This is a genomic window from Streptococcus anginosus subsp. whileyi MAS624, assembly GCF_000478925.1.
Classification (GTDB): Bacteria; Bacillota; Bacilli; order Lactobacillales; family Streptococcaceae; genus Streptococcus; species Streptococcus whileyi.
This window is the reverse complement of the sequence record NZ_AP013072.1, coordinates 483,537-506,693: the sequence shown is the minus strand read 5'-3', so window position 1 is coordinate 506,693 and position 23,157 is coordinate 483,537. Positions and strand designations below refer to the sequence as shown.

At 37.5% G+C, this 23,157-nt stretch carries 18 protein-coding genes and 1 pseudogene; 2 read left to right on the top strand and 17 right to left on the bottom strand.

What is annotated here, in order from left to right:
• Positions 1–34: 34 nt before the first annotated feature.
• Complete coding sequence (gene pnp / locus ANG_RS02615; protein ID WP_003035136.1) at positions 35–2,215, bottom strand: polyribonucleotide nucleotidyltransferase; 2,181 nt, start codon at positions 2,213–2,215, stop codon at positions 35–37.
• A 448-nt stretch (positions 2,216–2,663) separates the two neighbouring features.
• Between pnp and pepF the strand changes: the two genes are divergently transcribed.
• Complete coding sequence (pepF, locus tag ANG_RS02610; RefSeq protein WP_025271626.1) at positions 2,664–4,463, top strand: oligoendopeptidase F; 1,800 nt, start codon at positions 2,664–2,666, stop codon at positions 4,461–4,463.
• A 178-nt stretch (positions 4,464–4,641) separates the two neighbouring features.
• On the opposite strand, the gene ANG_RS02605 is transcribed toward pepF, so the two are convergent.
• From ANG_RS02605 to ANG_RS02530, 16 genes and pseudogenes are all read right to left on the bottom strand, one after another.
• Positions 4,642–5,688 (bottom strand): ArsR/SmtB family transcription factor, encoded by a 1,047-nt coding sequence (locus tag ANG_RS02605; RefSeq protein ID WP_025271625.1) that lies wholly within the window; start codon positions 5,686–5,688, stop codon positions 4,642–4,644.
• Between the two features lie 65 nt (positions 5,689–5,753).
• Positions 5,754–7,022, bottom strand: coding sequence for an MFS transporter (locus tag ANG_RS02600; protein WP_003035169.1), 1,269 nt, complete (start codon positions 7,020–7,022; stop codon positions 5,754–5,756).
• Positions 7,023–7,214: 192 nt separating this feature from the next.
• Positions 7,215–7,529 (bottom strand): thioredoxin, encoded by a 315-nt coding sequence (gene trxA, locus ANG_RS02595; RefSeq protein ID WP_020999813.1) that lies wholly within the window; start codon positions 7,527–7,529, stop codon positions 7,215–7,217.
• Positions 7,530–7,544: 15 nt separating this feature from the next.
• Positions 7,545–7,766: a DUF4649 family protein gene (locus ANG_RS02590; RefSeq protein WP_003026254.1), complete on the bottom strand. Its 222-nt coding sequence runs from the start codon at positions 7,764–7,766 to the stop codon at positions 7,545–7,547.
• A 164-nt stretch (positions 7,767–7,930) separates the two neighbouring features.
• The gene (gene rpsO, locus ANG_RS02585; protein WP_003026255.1) at positions 7,931–8,200 is read right to left on the bottom strand and encodes a 30S ribosomal protein S15; all 270 of its coding nucleotides are present in this window, start codon (positions 8,198–8,200) and stop codon (positions 7,931–7,933) included.
• Positions 8,201–8,334: 134 nt separating this feature from the next.
• Complete coding sequence (locus ANG_RS02580; RefSeq protein ID WP_003035126.1) at positions 8,335–9,063, bottom strand: pseudouridine synthase; 729 nt, start codon at positions 9,061–9,063, stop codon at positions 8,335–8,337.
• Positions 9,050–10,222, bottom strand: coding sequence for an MFS transporter (locus ANG_RS02575; RefSeq protein WP_003035138.1), 1,173 nt, complete (start codon positions 10,220–10,222; stop codon positions 9,050–9,052). The genes ANG_RS02580 and ANG_RS02575 overlap by 14 nt, the downstream gene beginning before the upstream one ends.
• A gap of 120 nt (positions 10,223–10,342) precedes the next feature.
• A complete protein-coding gene (locus ANG_RS02570; RefSeq protein WP_025271624.1) occupies positions 10,343–11,713 on the bottom strand; it encodes a DUF4832 domain-containing protein in 1,371 nt (456 codons plus the stop codon).
• Between the two features lie 5 nt (positions 11,714–11,718).
• Entirely contained in the window at positions 11,719–12,390 is a 672-nt protein-coding gene (locus ANG_RS02565; protein WP_003035173.1) for a DUF4956 domain-containing protein, read from the bottom strand.
• A gap of 14 nt (positions 12,391–12,404) precedes the next feature.
• On the bottom strand, positions 12,405–13,139 hold the full coding sequence (locus tag ANG_RS02560; protein ID WP_025271623.1) for a polyphosphate polymerase domain-containing protein: 735 nt from the start codon (positions 13,137–13,139) through the stop codon (positions 12,405–12,407).
• Entirely contained in the window at positions 13,126–14,901 is a 1,776-nt protein-coding gene (locus ANG_RS02555; protein WP_003035152.1) for a CotH kinase family protein, read from the bottom strand. The genes ANG_RS02560 and ANG_RS02555 overlap by 14 nt, the downstream gene beginning before the upstream one ends.
• Positions 14,894–16,338: pseudogene (gene pelG, locus ANG_RS02550) on the bottom strand (exopolysaccharide Pel transporter PelG). Before pelG ends, ANG_RS02555 begins: the two are co-directional and overlap by 8 nt.
• A complete protein-coding gene (gene pelF / locus ANG_RS02545) occupies positions 16,338–17,744 on the bottom strand; it encodes a GT4 family glycosyltransferase PelF (RefSeq protein ID WP_003035144.1) in 1,407 nt (468 codons plus the stop codon). The pseudogene pelG and the gene pelF overlap by 1 nt, the downstream one beginning before the upstream one ends.
• Positions 17,745–17,759: 15 nt before the next feature.
• On the bottom strand, positions 17,760–19,592 hold the full coding sequence (locus ANG_RS02540) for a DUF2194 domain-containing protein (protein WP_025271622.1): 1,833 nt from the start codon (positions 19,590–19,592) through the stop codon (positions 17,760–17,762).
• Positions 19,593–19,604: 12 nt separating this feature from the next.
• A complete protein-coding gene (locus ANG_RS02535) occupies positions 19,605–20,504 on the bottom strand; it encodes a hypothetical protein (protein ID WP_003035165.1) in 900 nt (299 codons plus the stop codon).
• Between the two features lie 3 nt (positions 20,505–20,507).
• Complete coding sequence (locus ANG_RS02530; RefSeq protein WP_025271621.1) at positions 20,508–22,277, bottom strand: hypothetical protein; 1,770 nt, start codon at positions 22,275–22,277, stop codon at positions 20,508–20,510.
• 256 nt (positions 22,278–22,533) lie between these two features.
• On the opposite strand from ANG_RS02530, the gene def reads away from it, so the two are divergent.
• Positions 22,534–23,148, top strand: a complete 615-nt coding sequence (gene def / locus ANG_RS02525) for a peptide deformylase (protein WP_003037739.1) — start codon at positions 22,534–22,536, stop codon at positions 23,146–23,148.
• The last annotated feature ends 9 nt before the right edge of the window (positions 23,149–23,157 follow it).

Here is a 23,157-nt window from a genome sequence, read left to right as displayed (position 1 = left end):
GCTTTAGACTGAAGGCAAACACTTAGCAACCTGTCTAGTCTTGCGACTTTTCTTCTTGAACAGCTTTATGCTCTTTATGCGTTTTATGATGATGTTTTTTCTCCTTATCCTCTTTAGGAGGGCGCGGAAGCAATGCTTTCATAGAAGCATCCACACGACCTTTTTCATCAATCTTGATGATTTTGACATCTACTTCATCACCAAGTTGTACCAAATCTTCAACCTTATTAATACGCGTCCAAGCCATTTCTGAGATGTGCACCAAGGCATCTGTCTTGTCAAAGAGATTGACAAAAGCACCGAATTTCTCAATCCGAACCACTTTGGCATGATAAACTTCATCTACTTTTGCTTCACGCACAAGAGCTGCAATGATTTCTTTGGCACGGTTAATCGCATCTTGATCGCTAGAGTAAATAGAAACATTTCCTTCTTCGTCAATGTCAATCTTGACACCTGTTTCTGCGATAATCTTGTCAATCGTTTCACCGCCTTTACCGATGACAATCTTAATTTTATCAACATCAATCTTGATGGTATCAATTTTTGGAGCGGTTGGAGCGAGTTCTGGACGAGGAGCTGGAATTGTACGTTCAATCAAATCTAAAATTTCAAAACGTGCTTTTTTAGCTTGAGCCAATGCTTCTTGCAAGATTTCAGCAGTAATTCCTTCAATCTTGATATCCATTTGAAGAGCAGTAATTCCTTCACGTGTACCAGCCACCTTGAAATCCATATCTCCGAAATGATCTTCTAAGCCTTGAATATCTGTTAAAATCGTGTAATTGCTACCATCTGAAATGAGCCCCATAGCAATTCCGGCTACAGGTGCTTTAATTGGTACCCCACCGGCCATAAGAGCAAGTGTCCCAGCACAAATCGAGGCTTGTGAAGATGAACCATTTGACTCAAGAACTTCTGCTACCAAACGGATCGCATAAGGGAAATCTTCTAGGCTAGGAAGCACTTGCGCTAGTGCACGTTCACCAAGAGCTCCATGACCGATTTCCCGACGACCAGGTGCTCCATAGCGTCCCGTTTCTCCTACAGAATATTGTGGGAAATTATAATGATGCATAAAGCGTTTCTTGTATTCTGGATCTAAACCGTCAACGATTTGTGTTTCGCCCATCGGCGCCAAGGTCAAGACAGATAAAGCCTGCGTTTGCCCACGAGTAAAGAGACCAGAACCATGCACACGTGGTAGGTAGTCAATTTCAGCATCTAGTGGACGAATTTCATCTACCTTACGACCATCTGGACGAATCTTGTCCTCAGTAATTAAACGCCGTACTTCTGCATGTTCCATTTGCTCTAAAATTTCAGCCACATCACGCATGATACGGTCAAATTCTTCATGCTCAGCATATTTTTCTTTGTAAAGGGCTATAACTTCGTCTTTAACAGCTTGCGTTGCGGCTTCACGAGCTAATTTTTCTTCTACCTGAACGGCTTTTTGAAGATCGGCATTATAGCCTGCTACAATTTCTGTTTGCAATTCTTCATCCACACGAAGAAGCTCAACTTCTGCTTTTTCTTTTCCAACTACTGCCACGATTTCTTCTTGGAAAGCAATCAATTCCTTAACTGCTTCGTGACCTTTCAGAAGGGCTTCCAACATCAGCTCTTCTGACAATTCTTTGGCACCAGACTCAACCATGTTAATTGCTTCTTTGGTTCCTGCAACGGTTAATTCCAGTAAAGAAGCTTCTTTTTGCTCTTGACTTGGATTGATAACCAATTCTCCATTGACATAGCCGACCTGCACGCCAGCAATTGGACCGTTAAAAGGAATGTCTGAGATTGACAAAGCAAGAGATGAACCAAACATGGCTGCCATAGGTGCCGAAGCATCTGCATCATAAGAAAGAACCGTATTGATAACCTGCACTTCATTGCGGAAACCGTCCGCAAACATCGGACGAATTGGACGGTCAATCAAGCGAGCTGTCAAAGTCGCATCTGTCGAAGGACGACCTTCACGTTTGTTAAATCCGCCAGGGTATTTTCCAGCTGCATACATCTTTTCTTCATAATTGACTTGAAGTGGGAAGAAGTCACCAGTCGCCATTTTCTTTGACATAACGGCTGCTGTCAGAACGGTACTTTCACCATAGCGCACCACTACGCTGCCGTTTGCCTGTTTTGCCACTTGACCTGTTTCAACTACCAAGTCTTTACCAGCAAAAGTAGTTTTAAATACTTGCTTTGTCATATATATTCCTCTTTGAGCTTATGCTCAATTTCTAATTTTTTTATACGTCTTGCCTACAAAGATCAAGATACAAAGCATTAAAATTGATTGGTACTTAGTACCTAATCAGTTTACGCTAATCGCTAAATGCCTTGCTAAGTCAAAGCCTCTTGCCAAATAATACCGATTTAACAAGTTCCTGTCGCAAATCTCGTTAAACGCTCACAATGTTCATCTGCTATACTTTTGAAATAAACAAGGATTGTCCCTAATAAGCCTTTAAATCCTCATCTTTGTATCAAGCACGTATAAATCTTATTTTATCATATTTTCAACTAAAAGAAAAAGCCTTAAAACAGCTTTTTACCAAGAATTTTTGAGAATTTAGCGATAATTTTTGAAATGCCGTCTATTTATTGTGTTTTTCTGCTATACTAGAAGAAAGTTAATGACAAGGAGAAATAGATTTATGGTTGAACAAAAACAACGTTCTGAATTTCCAGAAAATGAACTGTGGGACTTAACAGCCCTCTATCAAGACCGAGAGGATTTCTTGCGTGCGATTGAAAAAACGCGTGAGGATATTAACCAATTCACACGTGATTATAAGGATAACCTCCATACTTTCGAGGATTTTGAAAAAGCCTTTGCTGAATTAGAACAAATCTACATTCAAAGAAGTCATATCGGCAACTACAGCTTTATGCCGCAAACAACGGACTACGGTGATGAAAACTTTGCACAGATTGCGCAAGCAGGTACAGATTTTGAAACAGAAGCCAGCGTTGCGCTTAGCTTCTTTGACGCAGCTTTGGTAAATGCTGATGAAAAAGTACTTGACCGTCTCGGACAACTACCGCATTTGACTGCTGCAATTCGTCAAGCAAAAATTCAAAAAGCTCACTATTTAGGTGCCGATGTCGAAAAGGCTCTGACAAATCTCAGTGAAGTTTTTTACAGCCCACAAGACATTTACACCAAAATGAGGGCAGGTGATTTTGCCATGGAGGATTTTGAAGTAGACGGAAAAGTTTATAAGAATAGCTTTATCAGCTACGAAAATTTCTACCAAAATCACGAAAATGCTCAAGTCCGTGAAAAGTCTTTCCGTTCTTTCTCAGCTGGACTTCGCAAACATCAACATACTACTGCTGCAGCTTATCTGGCTCAAGTGAAATCTGAAAAGCTGATTGCTGATATGCGGGGATATGACTCTGTCTTTGACTATCTTTTGGCTGAGCAAGAGGTAGACCATTCTATGTTTGACCGGCAGATTGACCTCATCATGACAGAATTCGCCCCTGTTGCACAAAAGTTCCTCAAACACGTTGCTAAAATCAACGGTCTTGAAAAAATGACCTTTGCAGATTGGAAATTGGACTTGGATAGCGCACTCAATCCTGATGTCACTATTGATGGCGCTTACGAACTAGTAATGAAATCCGTTGCTCCGCTTGGAGAAGAATACACGCGCGAAATTGCCAATTATCAAAAAGAGCGCTGGGTGGATTTTGCAGCTAATGCCGGCAAGGACTCCGGAGGCTATGCAACTGACCCTTATCGTGTGCACCCTTATGTGCTCATGAGCTGGACGGGTCGTATGAGTGATGTATATACTCTGATTCATGAAATTGGTCACTCTGGTCAATTTATCTTCTCAGACAACAGCCAAAGCTACTTTAATACCCACATGTCAACTTATTATGTAGAAGCTCCTTCTACCTTTAATGAGCTGCTGCTTAGCAACTATTTAGAGCATCAATTTGACAATCCGCGCCAAAAACGTTTTGCTCTTGCGCATCGTCTAACTGACACCTACTTCCATAACTTCATCACTCACCTTCTGGAAGCAGCTTTCCAACGCCGTGTTTACAATCTGATTGAAGCCGGTGAAACTTTTGGTGCTGCTAAACTGAACAGTATCATGAAAGAAGTTCTGACCGAATTCTGGGATGATGCGGTGGAAATTGATGACGATGCGGCGCTCACTTGGATGCGGCAAAGTCACTATTACATGGGACTGTATAGTTATACCTATTCTGCAGGTCTCGTTATCTCAACTGCTGGTTATCTCCATTTAAAAAACGATGAAAATGGAGCCCGCGATTGGCTCAATTTCCTCAAATCTGGTGGAAGCAAAACGCCTCTTGAATCAGCTCGCATCATTGGTGCGGATATCTCTACTGATAAACCACTCCGTGATACCATTCAATTCTTGTCAGACACAGTTGATCAGATTATTGCATACAGCGAAGAATTGGAAGAATAACAGGAACTACTCAAAAGGGAGTGGGACAAAAATCGGTAATTTCGAAGAAATTTGATTTTGTCGTCCCACCCCCACTCAACCACTGCGACTTGCAAGAAACTCATAAAAATCTGACGAGGTTAAGGGCTTTTGTCCCAGCCTCTTTTTTCGTCCGCAACTAATCCAAAGGTCTTTATCTTCATTTTTCCTCCAAGCCAAAGTCACTCGTCAGCTTGGCAATGATTTCTCTAAGTAAACTTTTATTTACATCATATTTCACATCTTTATGGTCACGGTTAAAAAGCAGGAGTTTTGCATTGATGAGCTTTTGAGTATGAAAAGAAACCGCTGCTCCAGTAATATCTAACTCTTCAGCAATCCGTTTGCTCTTAGCATACGGTTTAGCTAATTCTACCATAACATTATAGCGTGTGCTATCACTAAGTACCTTGAGAACTGCGGCAAACGTATCCATATCCAGTTCTTTTCCACTTTTAAGTAGTTGATCAATGCGGCAAGAAACGATAAAATAATGACTCTCTTTCGGTTCTGTTTCACTGAAGTAAGATGCAAACTGCACCACCCATGGGCTGACAACATAAAGCCTAATAAATTGATTTTCTTTAAAATTCCAATCAAAATGAGATAGACTAGCAGACTCTGCAATGGTATCCTCCAATGAAAAAGATGCCGCATAAGCTCTACGTTCGGCAGCACTTTTTTCCAAGTAAGGCTGGTAAAGCGGAATAAGTTCCCGAGACAGCTCTATTAACTCTTTCATAGCTTCAAGTGGCTTCCGATAAAATTGACTGAAATACCACTTAGTTTCTGATTTAATAGATGATGCTTCTAAATAATCCCAAAAATCTCCACTTTTAGCCATGTGCTCAGGATCTGTGTTTAAGAGATCTTTTAACTGTTCTCTTATCGCTTCGGTATCTAGCTGCAAACAGTAGGCATGTACCGCTTCAACCGATTTGGGCGTCAGCCCCTTATCTACCATCTCCAAATAGCAACTTTGCAGCAAGGTAATTCCATAACCAGTCAAATAATAGGTTTCCATTTTTTCCTTATAAGGTTGAAACAAAAGGCGAAGCTCTTCCATTACAGGAAAAACATCTTTAAAAAGCTCACGCTCTTTGCCACTAAAACTTTCGATAGTCTCTCTTCTATCCTGTATCAGAGTAGATAGAGAAAACTGCTCCATTAAATCACTTGCTTGTTCTGAATACTGTACTTCCACCATTATCTTTACTCCTTCTTTAGTGTTATCTTATCAAATTCACCCTAACAAGTAAACTGTTTGGAAAGCTATTGCATCACTTGTTTAGCATTTTTTCTGGGCACTTTCAGTGTATAAAAGAATAAAATTGATGATAATATTAAAAATAAGAAAGCAATTTGGGCTGATGACAAGAACGTTACCAAAACTGCTACTAGCATTTGACAAAGAACTAAGCCTAATGTGCAAAAACTACTAATCCCCGCACTGATTGTCGCCAAACGCTCCTCAGGAAGCGATGAAATGATAAAAGCATTCATCTTCGGCTGAAAAATGCCTACAATAACCATTGTCAAAAAATTCACCAAGAAAATAATATAAATACTGTGGAGTAAAAAACCAATAAAGAGAGCAGGAGGCATGAATACGGAAATCTTCAGCAAAAACTCCATACTTACTTTTTTTAATAAGGTCGTTACCAAAACACTCCCCAAAATATTTCCTATCAAAGTTACAACTGTAACGGTTGCTATAGTTGTGGCTGGATTGATAAATGCAAAACTGGGATTTTCTTTCATATTTAGGAGGAGCAGCGCATTTTCTGCTGCAAACACAGCATTTAAACCAGCAATAGTGAAAATAGAAGTCTTTAAGATGGAGATATTCTGAACAGTTTGATAAGCTTGCTGCAAACTATTCCATGTATTTTTAATAAAATATCTCTCTTCCTCACGATTCTCAACAGAAGAATGAATTGGATTGTCTTTGAGCAGTTTATTTAAACTAGGACGAAGTATCATCATTATCAAAGCACTAACTGCAAAAGTTCCAGCATTAAAAAATGCGAGGTATTGGTAACTCATCAGCCCAACTAAAATTGCTCCGCTGGATTGAAAGAGAATCTTTAGGATAGAGCTGGCTCCTTGACGAAAGGCATACATGGCTTCACGATCTTCCATTGGAATAATACGAAGGCTGAGTGGTATGTGCAGAGCATCTTCATATTGACCAGCTAGATCAGATAAAAGATTGACCAATACAGCTAAAATCACTACCCATAAAGCTGGCTGAAAGCCCATAGCCAGACCAATGAGCAGATACAGTCCTGTCCGAAACAGAAGCGTCACTAAAATCGTATCTACTTTCTTCTTAGTACGATCGCCCCACATGCCCATGAAAATCATCGTCAGAAAAGGCAAACTTTCAGATAAAGTCACTAAAGAGATTGCAAATTTTGCTTCTGGCAATAACAGAACATAATTCATTAAAGCCAAATAATAGAGTACATCTCCAAAATTAGACAACATATCCGAGATGAAAGTTCCCATAAACAGTTTATTTTGCAATATTCGTTTCATTTCATATCCACTTTCTTTTTGTTAAATGATTGCTTAATTTTTGTTGAGCATAATTATACACTTAATTTTAAATAAGTCAATACTTTATTTTGAGTTTTATTAGAATCCTCAAGAATCTCTTTTAAGTATCCTAGTGACTAAAAGTTTTCAGGCACCTAAAAATCCGCTTAAAAACTAAGCGGATTTTATGCTTTATCCTAATTCTGTCATGATTTGCTTGATTTGTGCTGCTGTATGTACCCCGGCGACTTGTTTCACAACCTGGCCGTCCTTTTTAAATAAGAGAGTCGGGATACTCATAATACCAAATTGTCGTGCGGTATTTGGATTTTCATCAACGTCTATCTTCACGATTTTCAATTCATCTTCTGGAATTTCTACGGAAAGTTTTTCTAGAATAGGAGCTTGCATACGACAAGGTCCACACCAAGTAGCCCAAAAGTCAATAAGAACAAGACCGTCCTTTGTTTCTGCTTCAAACGTTGCATCAGTAATAGCTTTTGTCATCATTTTACCTCACTTTTATTTGTATTGATTTAAATCTTGCTTCATTAGATAAAAGAAAACATCACCGTAAGTCCCTTGGTAATCCAATTCGTGTCCATTAACAAGCAGCTTTTGAACTGGATAATAATCTGCCACATTGATCAAGCAGGCTTGCTGCGATTGCTCAAATTCTTGATAGCTTTCAAACGTTATAACCCTCTCTTGCTTACTAGCATCTAAATAAGTGATTTCAATCATGATCATTCTCCTTTTTATCATTCGATTACGTTTGTAATTTATTTTTGCAAATGTATTGTATCAATAGTTGTTACAACAGTCAAAGGATATGCTTACTCTGCCACATTTCTATTTCTAATGGTAGAAAAAAAGTCTCTCATTTTCATGAGAGACTTTTAATTGAATTAACGACGAAGTCCTAATGAGTTGATCAATTCACGGTAACGGTTAACATCGTTCTTACGCAAATAGGCAAGAAGATTACGACGGCGACCGATTTTTTTCATCAAACCACGGTAAGTAGCGTGGTCTTTTTTGTGTACCTTGATGTGTTCGTTAAGGTGGTTAATTTCCCAAGTAAGAACAGCTACTTGTACTTCAACTGAACCTGTATCACCTTCGTGACGTGCATATTGTGCAATAATTTCATTTTTTTTCTCTTTTGAGATTGCCATGATAGACTCCTTTTCTTTACGCTTCATCCGAGTGTTAGGCTTGGCCCACCTAATACCAAGAAAAAGTTATTTGTCTTTAACGACATCCTTATTCTACCAAGAAGGAAAGGTTTTGTCAAATGGGACATTCCGGCTTAGAGTTCTACACCAAAAATAGTGAGTTTTTCTAATTCTTCTTTTGTCAAATGACGGAAAGCCCCTAATTCCAAACGCTCATCCAGCATAAGCGGTCCCATAGAAAGGCGTTCCAAATCTGTTACCGTTTTTCCGCAAGCCTGAACCATTCGCTTCACTTGGTGAAATTTTCCTTCAGAAATTATAATCTCCACCAGAGAAGTTTGCTGCTCTTCATTCACTTCTAATATGGTCAGTTTTGCAGGCTGACAGGTAAAGTCTTTGAGCTCTATCCCTGCTTCAAAACGCTCTGCATCTTTTTCAGTCATAATCCCATCTACCTTTGCACTGTAAACTTTTGCTACATGCTTTTTAGGAGACAGCATAGCGTGTGCCAAAGCTCCATTATTGGTTAATAACAAAAGACCATGAGTATCAATATCGAGCCGTCCAACTGGAAAGACTTCTTTCTGACGTGCATTTTCATCCAGCAAATCCAAAACCGTTCGATGCTTATCATCTTCGGTAGCAGAAATGACACCTTTGGGTTTATTTAAAAGATAATAGACAAATCTTTCATAGACTAGAACTCGGTTATTGACCGAAATTTCGTCCTGATTTTCATCTATTTGCACTTTCGCAGATGTTTCTATTTTTCCATTCACCAAAACTTGCTTCTTTTTCAATAGTTGCTTGACTTCTGTTCGTGAGCCAAAGCCCATTTCTACTAAAAACTTATCTAATCGCATCTTTTTCCTCATTTTGTTGATGAGTGACAAAAACAGCTAAAATGGATACTGCTATCATGAGAACTCCTAATACACTAAAAATAAAGGTTGGAACAGAAGAAATGATTCCAATCAAGGATAGGACGAATGTTGACACCGAAGCACCACTACTGCAACCCAAGACAACAATCGCTGTTGCGCGATTGACCAAATGGGCAGGAATTTTCTCTGATACAATATGAAATACAGCTGTTAGAGATACGCTATAAGCAAAACCAGCCAACAGAGCACTTAAACTTAAGAACCAAATGTGGCTCGAAAAACCAATCATCACTTGACTGAAACCAAAAACAATTCCCATTACTGTCAATAAGCGATTTTTCAACATACTCACTAAGCTGGCAAAGCTAACGCCAGCTAGAATCCCGACAAGCTGCATACAGCTGAGAATCAAGCTCGCTGTTTCAGCACTTCCCATTTTATTCTGTAAGACAAGACTTGGAATACGTAAATTGATAGCGACATTGGTACACACAATCATTCCAGCTATAAAAGCCAACAATATGCTTAAACGCACTTGTTTTGTGGTCATTTTTTGAGCAGACTTGAGATACTTATGTTTATCGACTTTGCTTTTTTCATAAGGAACAAACAAAAGATACAATGCTAAAACAATAAAGCCAACTGTATAAACCAGAAAAGTAGTTGTCCAACCAAAACGCAAGAGTTGCCCGACCGCTAAAGTCAGCAAAGCCATCCCAACAACTTCTGCTGACCCACGATAACCCAACATCTGCACACGCTCTCTCCCTTGGAATCGCTCACTAATAATCGCAATTGCTCGAGGGTTCATCATCCCTAGCCCTAAACCAAAAACAAATCGCGAAGCAAAAACGAGACCATAAGCTTGATTGAAAAATGGGATGAGGCCACAAATAGAAAACAACAATAGTCCTAGTATAATCATTTGCCGCTCAGATAAAAAACGCTCCAAAATACTATTAAAAATCAACAAAGACATAATCCCAATGGACGGCAAGGAGACTAATAACTCTACTTGACTAGAGGAATAACTCTTATAAAACTGAAACATTGCCGGCAAAGCGCTGGAAATTGAAAATGCTGTTGTTAACACAAATGATAAAGCCAGAATACTAGCCTTCTCCATGAATCTTTTCATCTTATCTTCTTTCTAAAATCACACTATCCCTATCATACAGTTTTTTATGAAAAGACGCAATCTGATTCTGACATAAAAACCAACGTCGTAAATAAGAATACAACGTTGGTTTGTTTAGGTTCAATCTTCATACAAGGTCAGCAATTTTTGTCTTTCCTGTCCTTTGTTAGCAAAATGAACAGCTGGTTTCTTGGTGAGAGGAGAAACAATTCCCAAAGCGATTTTGCATCCATTTCCTTCACCAGTCACGTTAGCAGTTGAAAGGGAAATTTGTACTTTTTGTTCTTTATTAGGTGAGATTTTTGTTAAATCAATCGGTACGGTTTTACTTTCAATAATGGCACCCATTCTGTCGAACACATAAATTTTCACTTTCCAATTACGATAAAAGGGAGCAACGCCTTTATTTGCAAACGTTATGGATAACTGAGTAAATTTCTTACTAGAAGTAAGTGTCATCTGTGGAATCCACAAACGATAACCCATATTTTTCAACAGCTCATTATAGCTACTATCATCATTGTCTATCATTTCAGCAATTTTGGGACCTAAAAAAGTAGTATGAGATTCCTGAAGTTCTTTGATGATCTGTTTCAGCTTTTTCCCCATGAGAGTTTTCATAGTAGCTGAACTGGTCAATTCACCACCAATAGGAGCAGTTTGCCAAGCATCTGGCATCGGGACTAAGCCATTTTTTGCATTTTCCTGGTCATAATCTCCGCCAGATTGAATCCAATTGAGCCAAACTTTTTTACTTTCTTCGTCTCCAACCACATCATTATAAAGACCAAATCCATACTTTTTAGCTGCTGCAAACGGACGCCGCATTAGAATATTAGCTTCAGGGAAAGCATCTATCCAAGGGGTAATGTATTTTTCACGAATAGCTGCTTCTGGCAATTTCCGAATATTGGCTTCGTCATTCACATGCCACTCTCCCCAATGCCCTAAAGCCCCTAGCTCAATAAAGGAAATTTGTCCCGAATTAGCCCAGCGCCGTCCCATCTCAGTAACGGCCTTTTCATAATAATGAATCAGCTTTTTATCCTCGTAATTCGGCGAAAAACCTTTTCCATAGGAAGAAATATAGCGATCCCCCGGATCCGACATTTCTTTGATTAACCAAGAAGGGATATCCTCATGAGAAATAGCTTGAGGATAATCTAGTACAAAGCGTAAAACAACATGCTTTCCCTCTTTTAACCAGCGTTTGAGCTGATTTTTTTCTTCTAAGATTTTCCAAGCATACACTCCTTTTTGAGGTTCCAGCTCTTTCCAAGTCACATCCATATAAACCAGCTGAATATCCCTGCTTACTTCTGACTCTCTGGCTGAAGGAGCATAACCCATCAAAGGATTGGATAATGCTTTATCAGAGTAGGTAAAATTCTGCTCCACTCGCTTCCTGCTTTTTTTAACAGGAGAGGAAAATGCTATGCAAATAAATAGGACTACTAAAACGACCAAACAAATTGGTATTATTTTATTCATTCTCATCATCCGTGGTATTCACCATTGTATTGGATTAGTGTTACGTCCGACACTTGTTCAATATTACGGATTTGCTCTACAAAAACAAAATTCTCTTTCTGACAAAAGACCTCTACTGCCATTTCGACAGTATCTCCTCGCATTGTTTTTGATTTAACAAAATATTTCATTTTCCCAAAAGCCTGAATAACTTTATCACCCGTTTCATCGCCTTGATAATGGATGACAGCAATATAGACTTTTCCTTGCCCTTGCATTTTGCTAAAAATGATTAACATGCCAAAAATGACAGCTGCCGTTACAATTGCCAAAATATACATGCCTGCTCCAACGGTAATCCCCGTTGTAATGGCCCAGAATAGATAAAGCAAATCCATCGGGTCTTTGACAGCTGTACGATAACGAACAATAGACAAAGCACCCACCATACCGAGAGAGATAACAATATTTGAGCTAATTGCCAGTGTTACCATAGCCGTCAAAATAGACATTCCGACCAAAGTCATGGCAAAGCTTCTAGAATAGACAACGCCGGTAAAAAATCGTTGATAAACAAAGTAAATAAAGGCTCCCAATGCAATGGCTAATAGCAAGGTTGCAATAATTTTTCCAATATTTTGGGTAGTAAAATTTTCTGATCGTAAAACAGATTTTTTAATGATATCTTGAACACTCATCTTTTTCTCCTCTACTAGTGGTCTGTATCATACCAATATCCAAAGTCATGTAAGTAAGCTGTTTTTTCGTAGCACAAGACATATTTGGATACAGCAAGAAACTCGGAAGCTTGCGGGGGAATAATATTTTTTATAATTTGCGGTAGTAATTCTGTATATTTTACTTCAAAAACCAGCTTGCCTGGTGCGAGAACAGGCAATGTTGGCAAGGTTTCATCAAATATATCATAACTACCAATAGCAGCACGAACATTGGAATCAAATGTCAATCGAACTGTCCCTGTGTCATAGACCCAAGGTTCTCGCTCATAGTCTACTATCACACGAGGACGCATCATATTTGTCACACATTCAACATAAAATTCTCGACACAAGGAATAAGGACTATGAAGAAGAAAATCATAATCTCCATCAATAATTTTCTCTGTTTCTTCTCGTGTCAAAGGTGCAGCTTCCTTATAGATATAATTTTCAAATTTCTTTTTGCGCTCTAACTTGATTCCTTTATCACTAAAATTATAGATTCGAATACGGTATTTTTTCCGCATCAAAATTCCCGCTTCTTTCTCCTCATAAGCGCTATTCCAGTAATCATCGAAATAAAGACTGCGAATGGTATAGCCACCATTTTGAGCATGTTTATCTAGTTTTAAAATGGATTGAAAGCGCTGAGTTAAAAGTTCTTTTTCTTTCAGACCAATCAGGTATTTTCCCTCATGCCGAAACTGTTCTTTTTTATTTTCTTTCATAGACATCCACTTTCACATTTCCATCTTCCAGCACGTAGAATCCCAGAACTCCAAAAAGTCTAGCATTTTCTGTCCGATAGTGCTCAAAGGCTGCTTGGGATTTACCTGATGAATTTGTTGCAATGACACGCACAAAGTATTGACCTTTTGGCAACTGTTTAGTACGAATGCTCGTCCCTTTTATTCCTTTTTCATCAAGAATTTTTTCTTTGAAATCTGGATCTTTCGCCAATTCTACATGATAGGTAATTTCTTGATTATCAAAATCATAAGATGACATCCATTTAAGCAGTAAGTCTTTGTCTTCTATTTTAGGTTTGTCAATGAAAAATGGTTGTGGTGATTTCAGACTCTCTTTGTAATCTTTATAATTTTTCTCAATATCATTTGGAAGAGCATTTAAAATTTGATCATATTGCCCATCTTTGAGCCGTACATGTTCCACATCTGGCATTCGCTCTAGATACGGTTTGACAATACTCGCATATTGCTTGCTCAACTCACCCATATTGTTAGGACTAAGCTGATTTTTATATAATTCATCGACTACTTTATCCAATCCCGTTCTAAATCTTTCAGACTTTAGCAATCGTTGGAATAGAACATTTCCCCAATAGTTACTGACACCGTAACGCCAACTATTTTGTCCCAGCGCACCTGGTCTACGAAGTTCTCGTTCGCCTTTCCGTAAGGAATCGTCCAAATCCCAAGGTAAAATGTACCAGCGAGTCCCATTTTGTGGGCTATAAAGGAACATATTCCGATTTTGACTATCAATGTTTCCCATTAAAATCTGAAAAGCTAACCAATATTGGATATTTTCGGCATCAAAGTATTTTTCTAACATCTCATCGCCTGTCGTGGAATTATCATTCAATTTATCCAACATATCAATAAGCTTCGTATGATCGTGATCTCCCTTAACTTCTAAAAGCTCTTCAAATTTTTTCTTATCAAACTTTGGATCATTTTCCTTCCGAATAGCGTCTGCTTTTCGGTAAAATTCAAAGTTGTTCACCTTATAAAGTTGTCCAGCTCTATCCAGTCCATGCGCTTCAAGAGCTGTTTTATTCAATTGCTCCACTTGTGTATATAGTCCATAATCCTCGAAATTCTTTGAACCAGAACCTGTCTCATCTTTCACATACAAATGGACAAATTGAGTACGGAGTCCAACAATTTGCGGAATGCCTTCCATTAATTTAAAAGCTAATTTATTTCGGAAACGCAGGTATTCATAGGGATGTTTATTTAGGTTGATTGTCCGCTGACCTTCCCAATTTCCCTTGCTCTTTTTTATCTCAATCTTATAATTTTTCTGGCTAGAACGACTGGAGCTTTGTCCTCGAATTTGAACAGTCGCATTTGGAACCTCTTCGTCAAATCCAAATTCACCCGCCACAGGACCTTTTTCATTTCCTACTTGCAAAAGACCTGCAACCTGATAACGTTTCACTCCCATTTTTTCATAATCGTAAGCTGAATATTGATTGATTTCTCGCCAAGAATGATTGGTATTTTCCGCATTATTTCCACGTCTCACCGTTAAATACATCGTAATCACATCAGGATTTTTTAGAGCATATAAAGATTCTTTATCACGGAGATGACGATCATTGATATTTGCTACTTTTTCTTTTTTTACATTTTTCGTAGTTGGTTGCTTTGGTTTATTTCCACTATTATCAGAAATGGCTAAAATAACAAATGCAAGTGCCATCAAACCGAAAATCAGTAAAAATTTGGTCCATTTATTATCCATTCTTTGATCTCACTTTCAAAGTAGTAACTAACTTCGTAAAGGAACCCTCTTCTTCACTAGAAAAGACTTCTTGACTTCCTAAAATACGATAGGGAAGATTTTTTGTGTACTCACTCAATCTAGAGCTTGTTGTCAAATAGATTACAAGAGAAGCCAACAAGAATCCGTACCCAATAAAAGAGCTATCCATAAATTGAGTACAAATACTAAAAATAACAGAGATTCCTGCAAACCATCTCGCACATTTCTTTGCACCTTCATAATCAACAAAGTAAAGCAACATTAACAAATTGACATGCCCCACAGCATAAAGTCCATAAGCTAAACAAAGCGTTTGAAAATAGCCTTTCATCTGACTATTAAAGCCAAGTGGCAAAACTGTCAACAGAACAATACCCACAAACATAGCTAATAATGTAGCTAAAAGCTGTTTCCATGATAAGTATTTCAATTCATTCCGAAGGAGATTCATCATTTCAGTTTCAGCTTGGCTAATTTTTTTAGCACTCCCTACTCCATCATACATATGGTAATATTCTCTAAATTTGGGATAAAACTTTACTTCAACAGATACTACAAAACTTACAGTAGATACCAATGTTACTAGATAAGCCAGCATAGCAGGGACATCATAAACTGGGGCGGTATGAAACAGCCCTCCGATTCCTTTGCTGAGTGGGCCAAACCAGTTGATGACGATATGTGAAAAAGTCCAATAAACATATAAAAGCCTACTTTAAAGAGTTCTAAATAGCGGTCAAACCAAATAAAAAACTCGAAATTAGCAGTATAATTTTTTGGAAAATGCCTATATAAAACACGAACCATTTGAAAAAGAATAAAGCCATAAGCGACACAAATACTCAATAACAAACCGTACGGAATCGCTAACACAACTGTTAGCAAACCAATCCCAAGCGTAATACCTATTGCCATGGCAAAAGTTTTTAGAATACTGCGGTAATCTCTTACAGCTGTCAAATAATTGACGGCATTCCAAATCATACATAACTCACTAAATAAGACCAAGTTTAAGAGAATCTCTAGCAAAGGAATTCCCGAAACAAAGAGGAAAATTCCATAAGTCACAAATCCCAAACCTAACATGACCGCCCCTAATGAAAAATAAGAAGATAAAATTTTTTCAAATTTTTTCTCATAGAGCATATCTGCTACATAGCGAGTCACAATCATTGAAAAGAGATTGATAATCGCTAAAGAAGCTAAGATAGAATATGAAATCAAGCCAAGTAAATGATCACGTTCAGCATTGCCCAGTCGCCCCAAAACACTTAGACCAACAAGTGCCAAAATAAGCAAGATTCCAAGAATCATTGGTCCAACATATACAACGCCTGCATAACCATAAGCCTTTTGTTTTGCAAGGAAGTTACCTTTATTATATACTTTTCGCAGTTCAAATCCCAGACCTGCCATTATCTTACATACTCCTTATATAATTGTCTATATTGTTCAATCATTTGATGATATTGGTAAAATTGCTCACTTCTTTTTTTAGCAATTTGTCCCATCTTTAGTCGTTTTTCCTCTGAACGTGCCATTACGATCATAGCATGTGCTAAACTCATTAAGTCTGTTGGCGGCACGCAGTAACCAGCTACTCCCAGTTCATCATCCTCGCGCCCCTCTAATAATTCTTTGCAACAGCCAACATCCGTTGTAACACAGGGCTTTCCAGCAGCCATTGATTCCAAAATAGACAATGGCTGACCTTCCGATATACTAGTTAAAATCATGAAATCCATCTTTCTTAGATATTCTTTGATATCTACACGACCAGTGAAAATCAAATTCTCTAATTTCAACTTACGTGCTAAAGCATAACATTCTTCTGCATAGGCTTTATCATCCACTCCGCCCATAATATATAGGCGAACATTCGGTATCTGGGCAGATACTTCATAAAAAGCATAAATCATCGTTTTGATATCTTTAATCGGCGCCATTCTGACAGCTGCCCCAATGTTAATCCAACTATCATCATCTTTTTCAAAAGGAATTTTAGAGAAACTTTCATAATCAATACCATTTGAAATCACGCGGCATTTGTTCGGCTCACAGCCAATCTCAATCTGTGTTTCCCGAGCTTTTGAAAAAAGACTTGTAATGCAGTCCGCCTTAGAATAAATCGCATCTGAAAGCATATAAAAGAAATCAATCCATTGTTTGCGCATAGAAGGCAAGATCCAGTCAGCCCGAAGAATTTCCTCCTCACGTTCCCGTGTATAAATACCATGTTCTGTCAGCAACAAGGGTTTGCCCATACGGTAGCTGGCCAACGTTGCTAAAATACCACCATAACCTGTACAAATTGCGTGGTAGGCGTCTGCGATTGGTATTTCACTGGTTAAAAGCATCAACAGAGGAAAAAGTATGGAGCGAATGGTATGAAATACATCGGACATAGGCTGTGCAGCATATTTTTCTTCACATAGGTCTTGAATCATCTGAAAGAAGGCTTCACTCACTAAAAAGTCATCTCGCTGAATTTTTCCTTCTTGTAGCAGATCAAATATAAGAGACCAATCAGGTTTTGCACAAAAAACTAATTGTTTTAAAGCATCATACTCTTCACGAGATAATTCTTCACTTTTTTTCTCTATTATTTTTGAGCTACCTAAGCTATCCAGAAATACTTCATGAACTTCTACGACATTCTCAGGAAATTCATAAACGAATGCCCCTTTCTTTTCTTCATTGGCTCCGATGACCCAGATGATAAATTCATGCTCTTTCATTTCTGTGATATATTGGTGCATCCAAGTAGACACACCACCATGTACATAGGGATAGGAACCCTCTAAAACCAAACAGATTCTCATTTTTATTTTCTCTTTTTACTTCACTTCAATCTCTATTTTTGCAGAAGTAGCCTGCAATAAATAAAGATTGCCAGTTAAATGTTTTAATTTTCCACCGGTTACTTTTCCTGGTGTTCCTTCATTTAGCCGAAGCATTACGTAAGCATTATCATGAAAGTTCCCAAGATTTAATTTCAAACCAGTATCGGTCTTTTGTTGCTGCACGCTTAAAATACCATAACGTTGAATGGCTCCTGCCATTTCAGAACCAGTCAAATCTCTGATATTCGGTGCCATTTTATCAAGCCATGCAACCTCATCGGTGAAATCTTTGTATAGTTTTGCCCAGCCTTGTTTCGCGCCTCTGTCCTCGTCCATTACGTCGTCTGGATGAAGAAAATGGGTCATTACATAATGCATATTTAACTCTGAAAAAACCGTTAATTTAGAATAATTATCCCAAGATGCTCCTGAAACAATTCGTGGTTGCTCAATCAAACCGTCATCCGCGACTTCAAATTCTTGCGAATAGGTGAACTTCCCTGGGAAATAATTACTGGCAATACTTTTAATTTCTGGAAACTTCTCTCTCAACACTTCTCTCCCTTCTTTTGAAAGGACATTTGAAGGTGGGATATAAATAGACTTTTCTCCTTTTGGAAAGAGAGACTTCGTAAATCGAATCAACTCACGAATAGAAGCTTCCATTGCTTTTTTATCTTTCCAAGTTTTATAAGTTGGAAATTCGTCTCCGTAATCAACATCTTTGGGAGAAAGTGGCTGGTGATTATAACCATGGTAACTAATCTCTCCACCATTTGCCAAAAGAGATTTTCCAAAATACTTAAAGCGTTCTATATCTTTTTGTGCCGTTACATGTCCTGATGTATCATCTTCATAATTTTCAATAACACCGCCAGTATATTTGATACCATATTTTTCAGATAACTTCAACAAGTCTGGCCACCAAATATTTGTATAAAAATCAGAAATACTCGTATTGTAATCTCGCTTAATGTAAGTAGCGTCTCCTGCGGGTACTGGTGAAGGAAAATTATCCAAATAGAATGTAGCACCATTAATAACTGGATAAGCTGTTGCTTCTGTCAACAAGCTATAAGAAGCTGCATAAATCCCCCGAACTGCTCTTTCATAAATTCCAAAATTATCTACAACAAACTTCCCCTTGCCATACTTTTTCTCCCAAACGAGAGGAATACGCGCTTCATTATCTGTCCAAGCGTGAACTTTGGTGTCTGATGAAAGCGAGACTGTCCAGGCCGATTCAAATCCTCCATCAATTGGATAACTTTTCCCGCCACCAATCATGAAGTCTTTATCAATATACATTTTGTTTACCACAGAATTTTCAGCACTGGAATTCGTTACTCCTAACTTTTGCTCAATAGCTGTAGATACATTATCCTTGACTAGCGCAACACCAAAAAGGACATTTCCTCCCTGCTCAACCCAGTCAACCATTTCCTGTGTTTTTTCCCCTAAAGTTTCCAAATCGCTCAAGAGTACGATAACCTTTTTATAATTTGAAAAACTAGGAAGAGAATCTTTTGAGATATCAACCAATTGGTAGCCTTGCTTCATGTCTTTAAGAATCTGCGAGAATTGATCTTTCGCACGTCTACTGGTACCATTGTTTTCGTCATAAAGCACAAGATTTTCTTTTGCCAAACTTTCAAAAACCGTTTTAGAAGAGGGAATATTCCCTTTTAAGTATGTATTTTTGTTGGTCGAAACGGTATAGTGCTCTCCGCTTTTTTGAATCCATAAAAATACAGATAGCAAAAGAAAGATGACCACCACTATCATTGATTCTTTTGAAGACATTAGTGTTCTTTTTTTCTTTTTCATTCTTTCCAACCTTTAGGAATGCCAAAAAGCTAAACGTTCTCGATTCTCTTTTGAAATGTAAATCGAATCTTTTTCTATAGCTTTTATCAATTCTTTTATCCTTTCTCCTTGTTTCGTTTCATAATAATATTGTAAATATAACATATAAATTTCTTCGCGTTGTGTCCACTTTTGTGAAATCAAGTCTAGATACTCTTTAGCGCGTTTATAATGCTTGAGTAATAACTCATTTTTAATGAAGCTCAGATAATCAGACAGCTCTTCCTTTTGTCGAATTTTTTTTGCCAAGAGATCTGAATAGTCTTTTCTAAGTAGTTTTTCTAATCGTTTCGTTACCAGTCCCTTTTGCAAATAACTTCCTAAAATAGTGCAGTATTCTGTTAAAACTTTGAAGTCACTAGGATTCTGATGATACTTTTTATTCAAATTCTGCAAACGAACATCGTACTGTCGTGACACCTCTGCAATAAGAGTTGTAGCATAATGTACAACTTCTGTATCTTTGTCCTTACGAGCCAAAAACAGCAGGTCAATAAAACGATCCGGGGTACGGCTAACCATTTCCATCAGCATCCACCTAGCTGTTTTTTTATCTTGCAAAAGTAGCGCTTCTTCTAATGGAATGAGCTTCTGTACATCTTCATAAGAATTCCCTAGTTCATTCTTATTTTCCACTCCACTTATTTCTGTCCAAACATCAGCCTCTTTCGCAAGAAGTGACACATTTGTTTTATCATCATGTGTGGAAAGTTTCAAAAGCCAAAGTAACAAATAGCCTAAAAATGGTATTGCAATGGGAAAAATAGTATAAAACAACGGTAATTTGATTTTTTTACATTTAAGCAAATAGTAAGAATGAATGCATAAAACTAAATCTAACATCACACAAAAAAGAGAGGTAATCAGTTCCATTTATTAACCTCCATATTTGATGCCATTAGGAGTAGTTCCTAAAACTGTAGTCTTTTTGAGGTTGACAAATGCTTGATGATAACCAGCTTTATCTAACATAGAAGCTGTTGCTCCACCAATCATTTGTAAGAAGTGCATGCGCGAAAGAGATAAATGACTATAAGAAACATCCTCAATCCACAAAAGGTAGCTTAACCCTGAAGCAGATTCTATTTTTAATGCATAAACTGGATAATCTGGAATCAAATTCTTATTGACCCAAACTTCATCATTTTTCAACTCTTCTGCTAATATCGGATACCTATTTAGGTTAAAGCCAGAAAACTCAGATAATGAATATATGTTGACACTATCTGTTTCTAGTTGCTCTGCAACAATTTTCTTTGTTTCATTTAAAACAGCTTCTACTGTTGGTTTATCTAATTGTTGAAAAATAGAAAACAGCTTGCTGGTACCAGTTTGATTACTTACAACTTGCTGAGCTAATTGTTCACGATCATAAACTGCATCCTCATATGAGATAGATAAGAGTTCATTTTTTTCATTTAGCAACTGATTCTCTTTTTCTAACATTTCCTTCTCATCTTGGTACTTCATCTGGATAATCCCACAAATAAGAGCAACAAACATATAAGCTGCAAAGGAAATCCATCTATCTGTGTTATAGACGATTGATTGCCAATTTCCCCCAGACAGAATAGTTGCCGCAAATAGACCAAGTATCGAAAGAAGTCCTGCAAAAATTCCATATATCGTTCCAAAAATAGTGCTAATCAAGGTAACAAAAAGCAAACGGATGTCAAGCATTTTTAATTGATTAAAATCATTCAGCATCATGCTTAAAGCCTCAGATAAGAAAAAAGCAAGTAAAATCTCAGCTATCTTTTGATAAGTCTTATGAGAACGCATCACATAGATTGCCGTTTTTAAATGCTTGAATTCCGGATGATTAGATTTCTTACTTTCTTTAATAAAATCTTTATACAAATCAGCTAAATCTTCTAAAAGTGAATAATGAATAAACCATCCATATCGTTGTCTTAAATTATTTTCATCTGTTGAGTGATAAAGACAAGGTGCAGTTGATTTTGAATCAATTTCTATTTTGCCGTTATCTTCTAATTTTGCTACAATATGCTGAAAAGTAATTTCAAAAGGATTATAAATGTTTAAAATTTCTGTTTGCTCATCCCAACTATCAAAAATTTTGCTGATTAGCTCTGCTAAATCTTCTAAATTGATAAAATTCGCAATTTCATCTGGGTGCTCTTCGACATGAACGATTGTGTCTTTTTGAAACTTATCAAATAAACGATAGAAATAATCTTCTGGCAATCTGGAAGAATACAAATAAGGGCTACGAACTATTTTAAGATACTGCCCATTTGTCTTAGCCCAATTGAGACAAATCCCCTCTGCTGCCCTTTCTAGCTCCTGAGGATCATTAAGCACCTCTGGGCCTGTCACATAAACAATCTTAGAGTGAGATAGCTCTTCGGTACAATTTAAAAAACTTTGCAGCCGTTCTAGCTCCCCTACTCGTTGATTCTTATAAGTTAATAAATTAGAAAGATAAAGAATTTGGTCAAATTGATAGGTTCTTAGAACTTCTACTAGAATGGCTTCTTTTGTTTTAGGAAAAACTGTCAATTTTAATTTTTTTGAACTTTTTAAATGTGTTTCTCCCAAAAGATAAACTGTATCCTTTGAAAAGGCTGTTTGTATAAACTCTTTGGTTACATATCCTGTATTTCCAAATAGTAGAATTTTCAATTTTTTGTCCCTCCTAAAAAGTAATTTATTTTGTTATTAATAATATTTTAGGTGTCCGACTAAACATCATACATATTTTTGCTAAAAATATCAAGCAAAATAGACTAATTTTTTACTAATTTATTTCGTGTTTTCTCCACATATTCATTACACGCTATTTCGATTCCTTTCTTTCTCCTTTATTTTGTGTTATATTTATCATATACAAAAAATTTCATTTGGAATAAAAATCCAATTTTAAAACAAAGGAGAGAATATGTCTGTTATTGAAAAATTAACAAAACCAGCTCATTCAATTGATATGAATGACATCATTCGTGAAGGAAATCCAACGCTTCGGGCGGTTGCCAAGGATGTTGCCTTTCCACTTACAGAGCAAGAAGTTATCTTGGGTGAAAAAATGCTCCAATTTTTGAGGAATTCACAAGATCCTGTGATGGCTGAAAAAATGGGACTTCGAGGCGGCGTTGGTCTAGCTGCACCTCAGCTAGATCTGTCAAAGCGGATTATTGCCGTATTGATCCCAAACCTGCCAGATAAAGAGGGCAATCCTCCTAAAGAAGCTTATGCTTTGCAAACGGTTATGTACAATGCTAAAGTAGTGGCACATTCTGTGCAAGATGCGGCACTTGCTGAAGGTGAGGGGTGCTTGTCAGTTGACCGTGAAGTGCCTGGTTATGTCGTGCGCCATGCGCGTGTCACCGTTGAATATTTTGACAAGGAGGGTGAAAAGCACCGTATCAAACTAAAAGGATATAATGCCATTGTCGTACAACACGAAATCGACCATACAAATGGCATTATGTTCTATGACCGCATCAATGAAAAAGATCCTTTCGCAGTCAAAGACGGTATGCTAGTGCTAGAATAAATAAGCTTA

Bases quoted from the DNA above. Each gene is read 5' to 3' on its own strand.
- rpsO (WP_003026255.1), bottom strand. From the start codon at position 8,200: ATGGCAATCTCAAAAGAGAAAAAAAATGAAATTATTGCACAATATGCA.
- def (WP_003037739.1), top strand. From the start codon at position 22,534: ATGTCTGTTATTGAAAAATTAACAAAACCAGCTCATTCAATTGATATG.
- pelF (WP_003035144.1), bottom strand. From the start codon at position 17,744: ATGAGAATCTGTTTGGTTTTAGAGGGTTCCTATCCCTATGTACATGGT.
- pepF (WP_025271626.1), top strand. From the start codon at position 2,664: ATGGTTGAACAAAAACAACGTTCTGAATTTCCAGAAAATGAACTGTGG.
- ANG_RS02605 (WP_025271625.1), bottom strand. From the start codon at position 5,688: ATGGTGGAAGTACAGTATTCAGAACAAGCAAGTGATTTAATGGAGCAG.
- ANG_RS02535 (WP_003035165.1), bottom strand. From the start codon at position 20,504: ATGGAACTGATTACCTCTCTTTTTTGTGTGATGTTAGATTTAGTTTTA.
- ANG_RS02590 (WP_003026254.1), bottom strand. From the start codon at position 7,766: ATGATTGAAATCACTTATTTAGATGCTAGTAAGCAAGAGAGGGTTATA.
- ANG_RS02570 (WP_025271624.1), bottom strand. From the start codon at position 11,713: ATGAATAAAATAATACCAATTTGTTTGGTCGTTTTAGTAGTCCTATTT.
- ANG_RS02540 (WP_025271622.1), bottom strand. From the start codon at position 19,592: ATGAAAAAGAAAAAAAGAACACTAATGTCTTCAAAAGAATCAATGATA.
- ANG_RS02565 (WP_003035173.1), bottom strand. From the start codon at position 12,390: ATGAGTGTTCAAGATATCATTAAAAAATCTGTTTTACGATCAGAAAAT.
- ANG_RS02560 (WP_025271623.1), bottom strand. From the start codon at position 13,139: ATGAAAGAAAATAAAAAAGAACAGTTTCGGCATGAGGGAAAATACCTG.
- ANG_RS02555 (WP_003035152.1), bottom strand. From the start codon at position 14,901: ATGGATAATAAATGGACCAAATTTTTACTGATTTTCGGTTTGATGGCA.
- trxA (WP_020999813.1), bottom strand. From the start codon at position 7,529: ATGACAAAAGCTATTACTGATGCAACGTTTGAAGCAGAAACAAAGGAC.
- pnp (WP_003035136.1), bottom strand. From the start codon at position 2,215: ATGACAAAGCAAGTATTTAAAACTACTTTTGCTGGTAAAGACTTGGTA.
- ANG_RS02575 (WP_003035138.1), bottom strand. From the start codon at position 10,222: ATGAAAAGATTCATGGAGAAGGCTAGTATTCTGGCTTTATCATTTGTG.
- ANG_RS02580 (WP_003035126.1), bottom strand. From the start codon at position 9,063: ATGCGATTAGATAAGTTTTTAGTAGAAATGGGCTTTGGCTCACGAACA.
- ANG_RS02600 (WP_003035169.1), bottom strand. From the start codon at position 7,022: ATGAAACGAATATTGCAAAATAAACTGTTTATGGGAACTTTCATCTCG.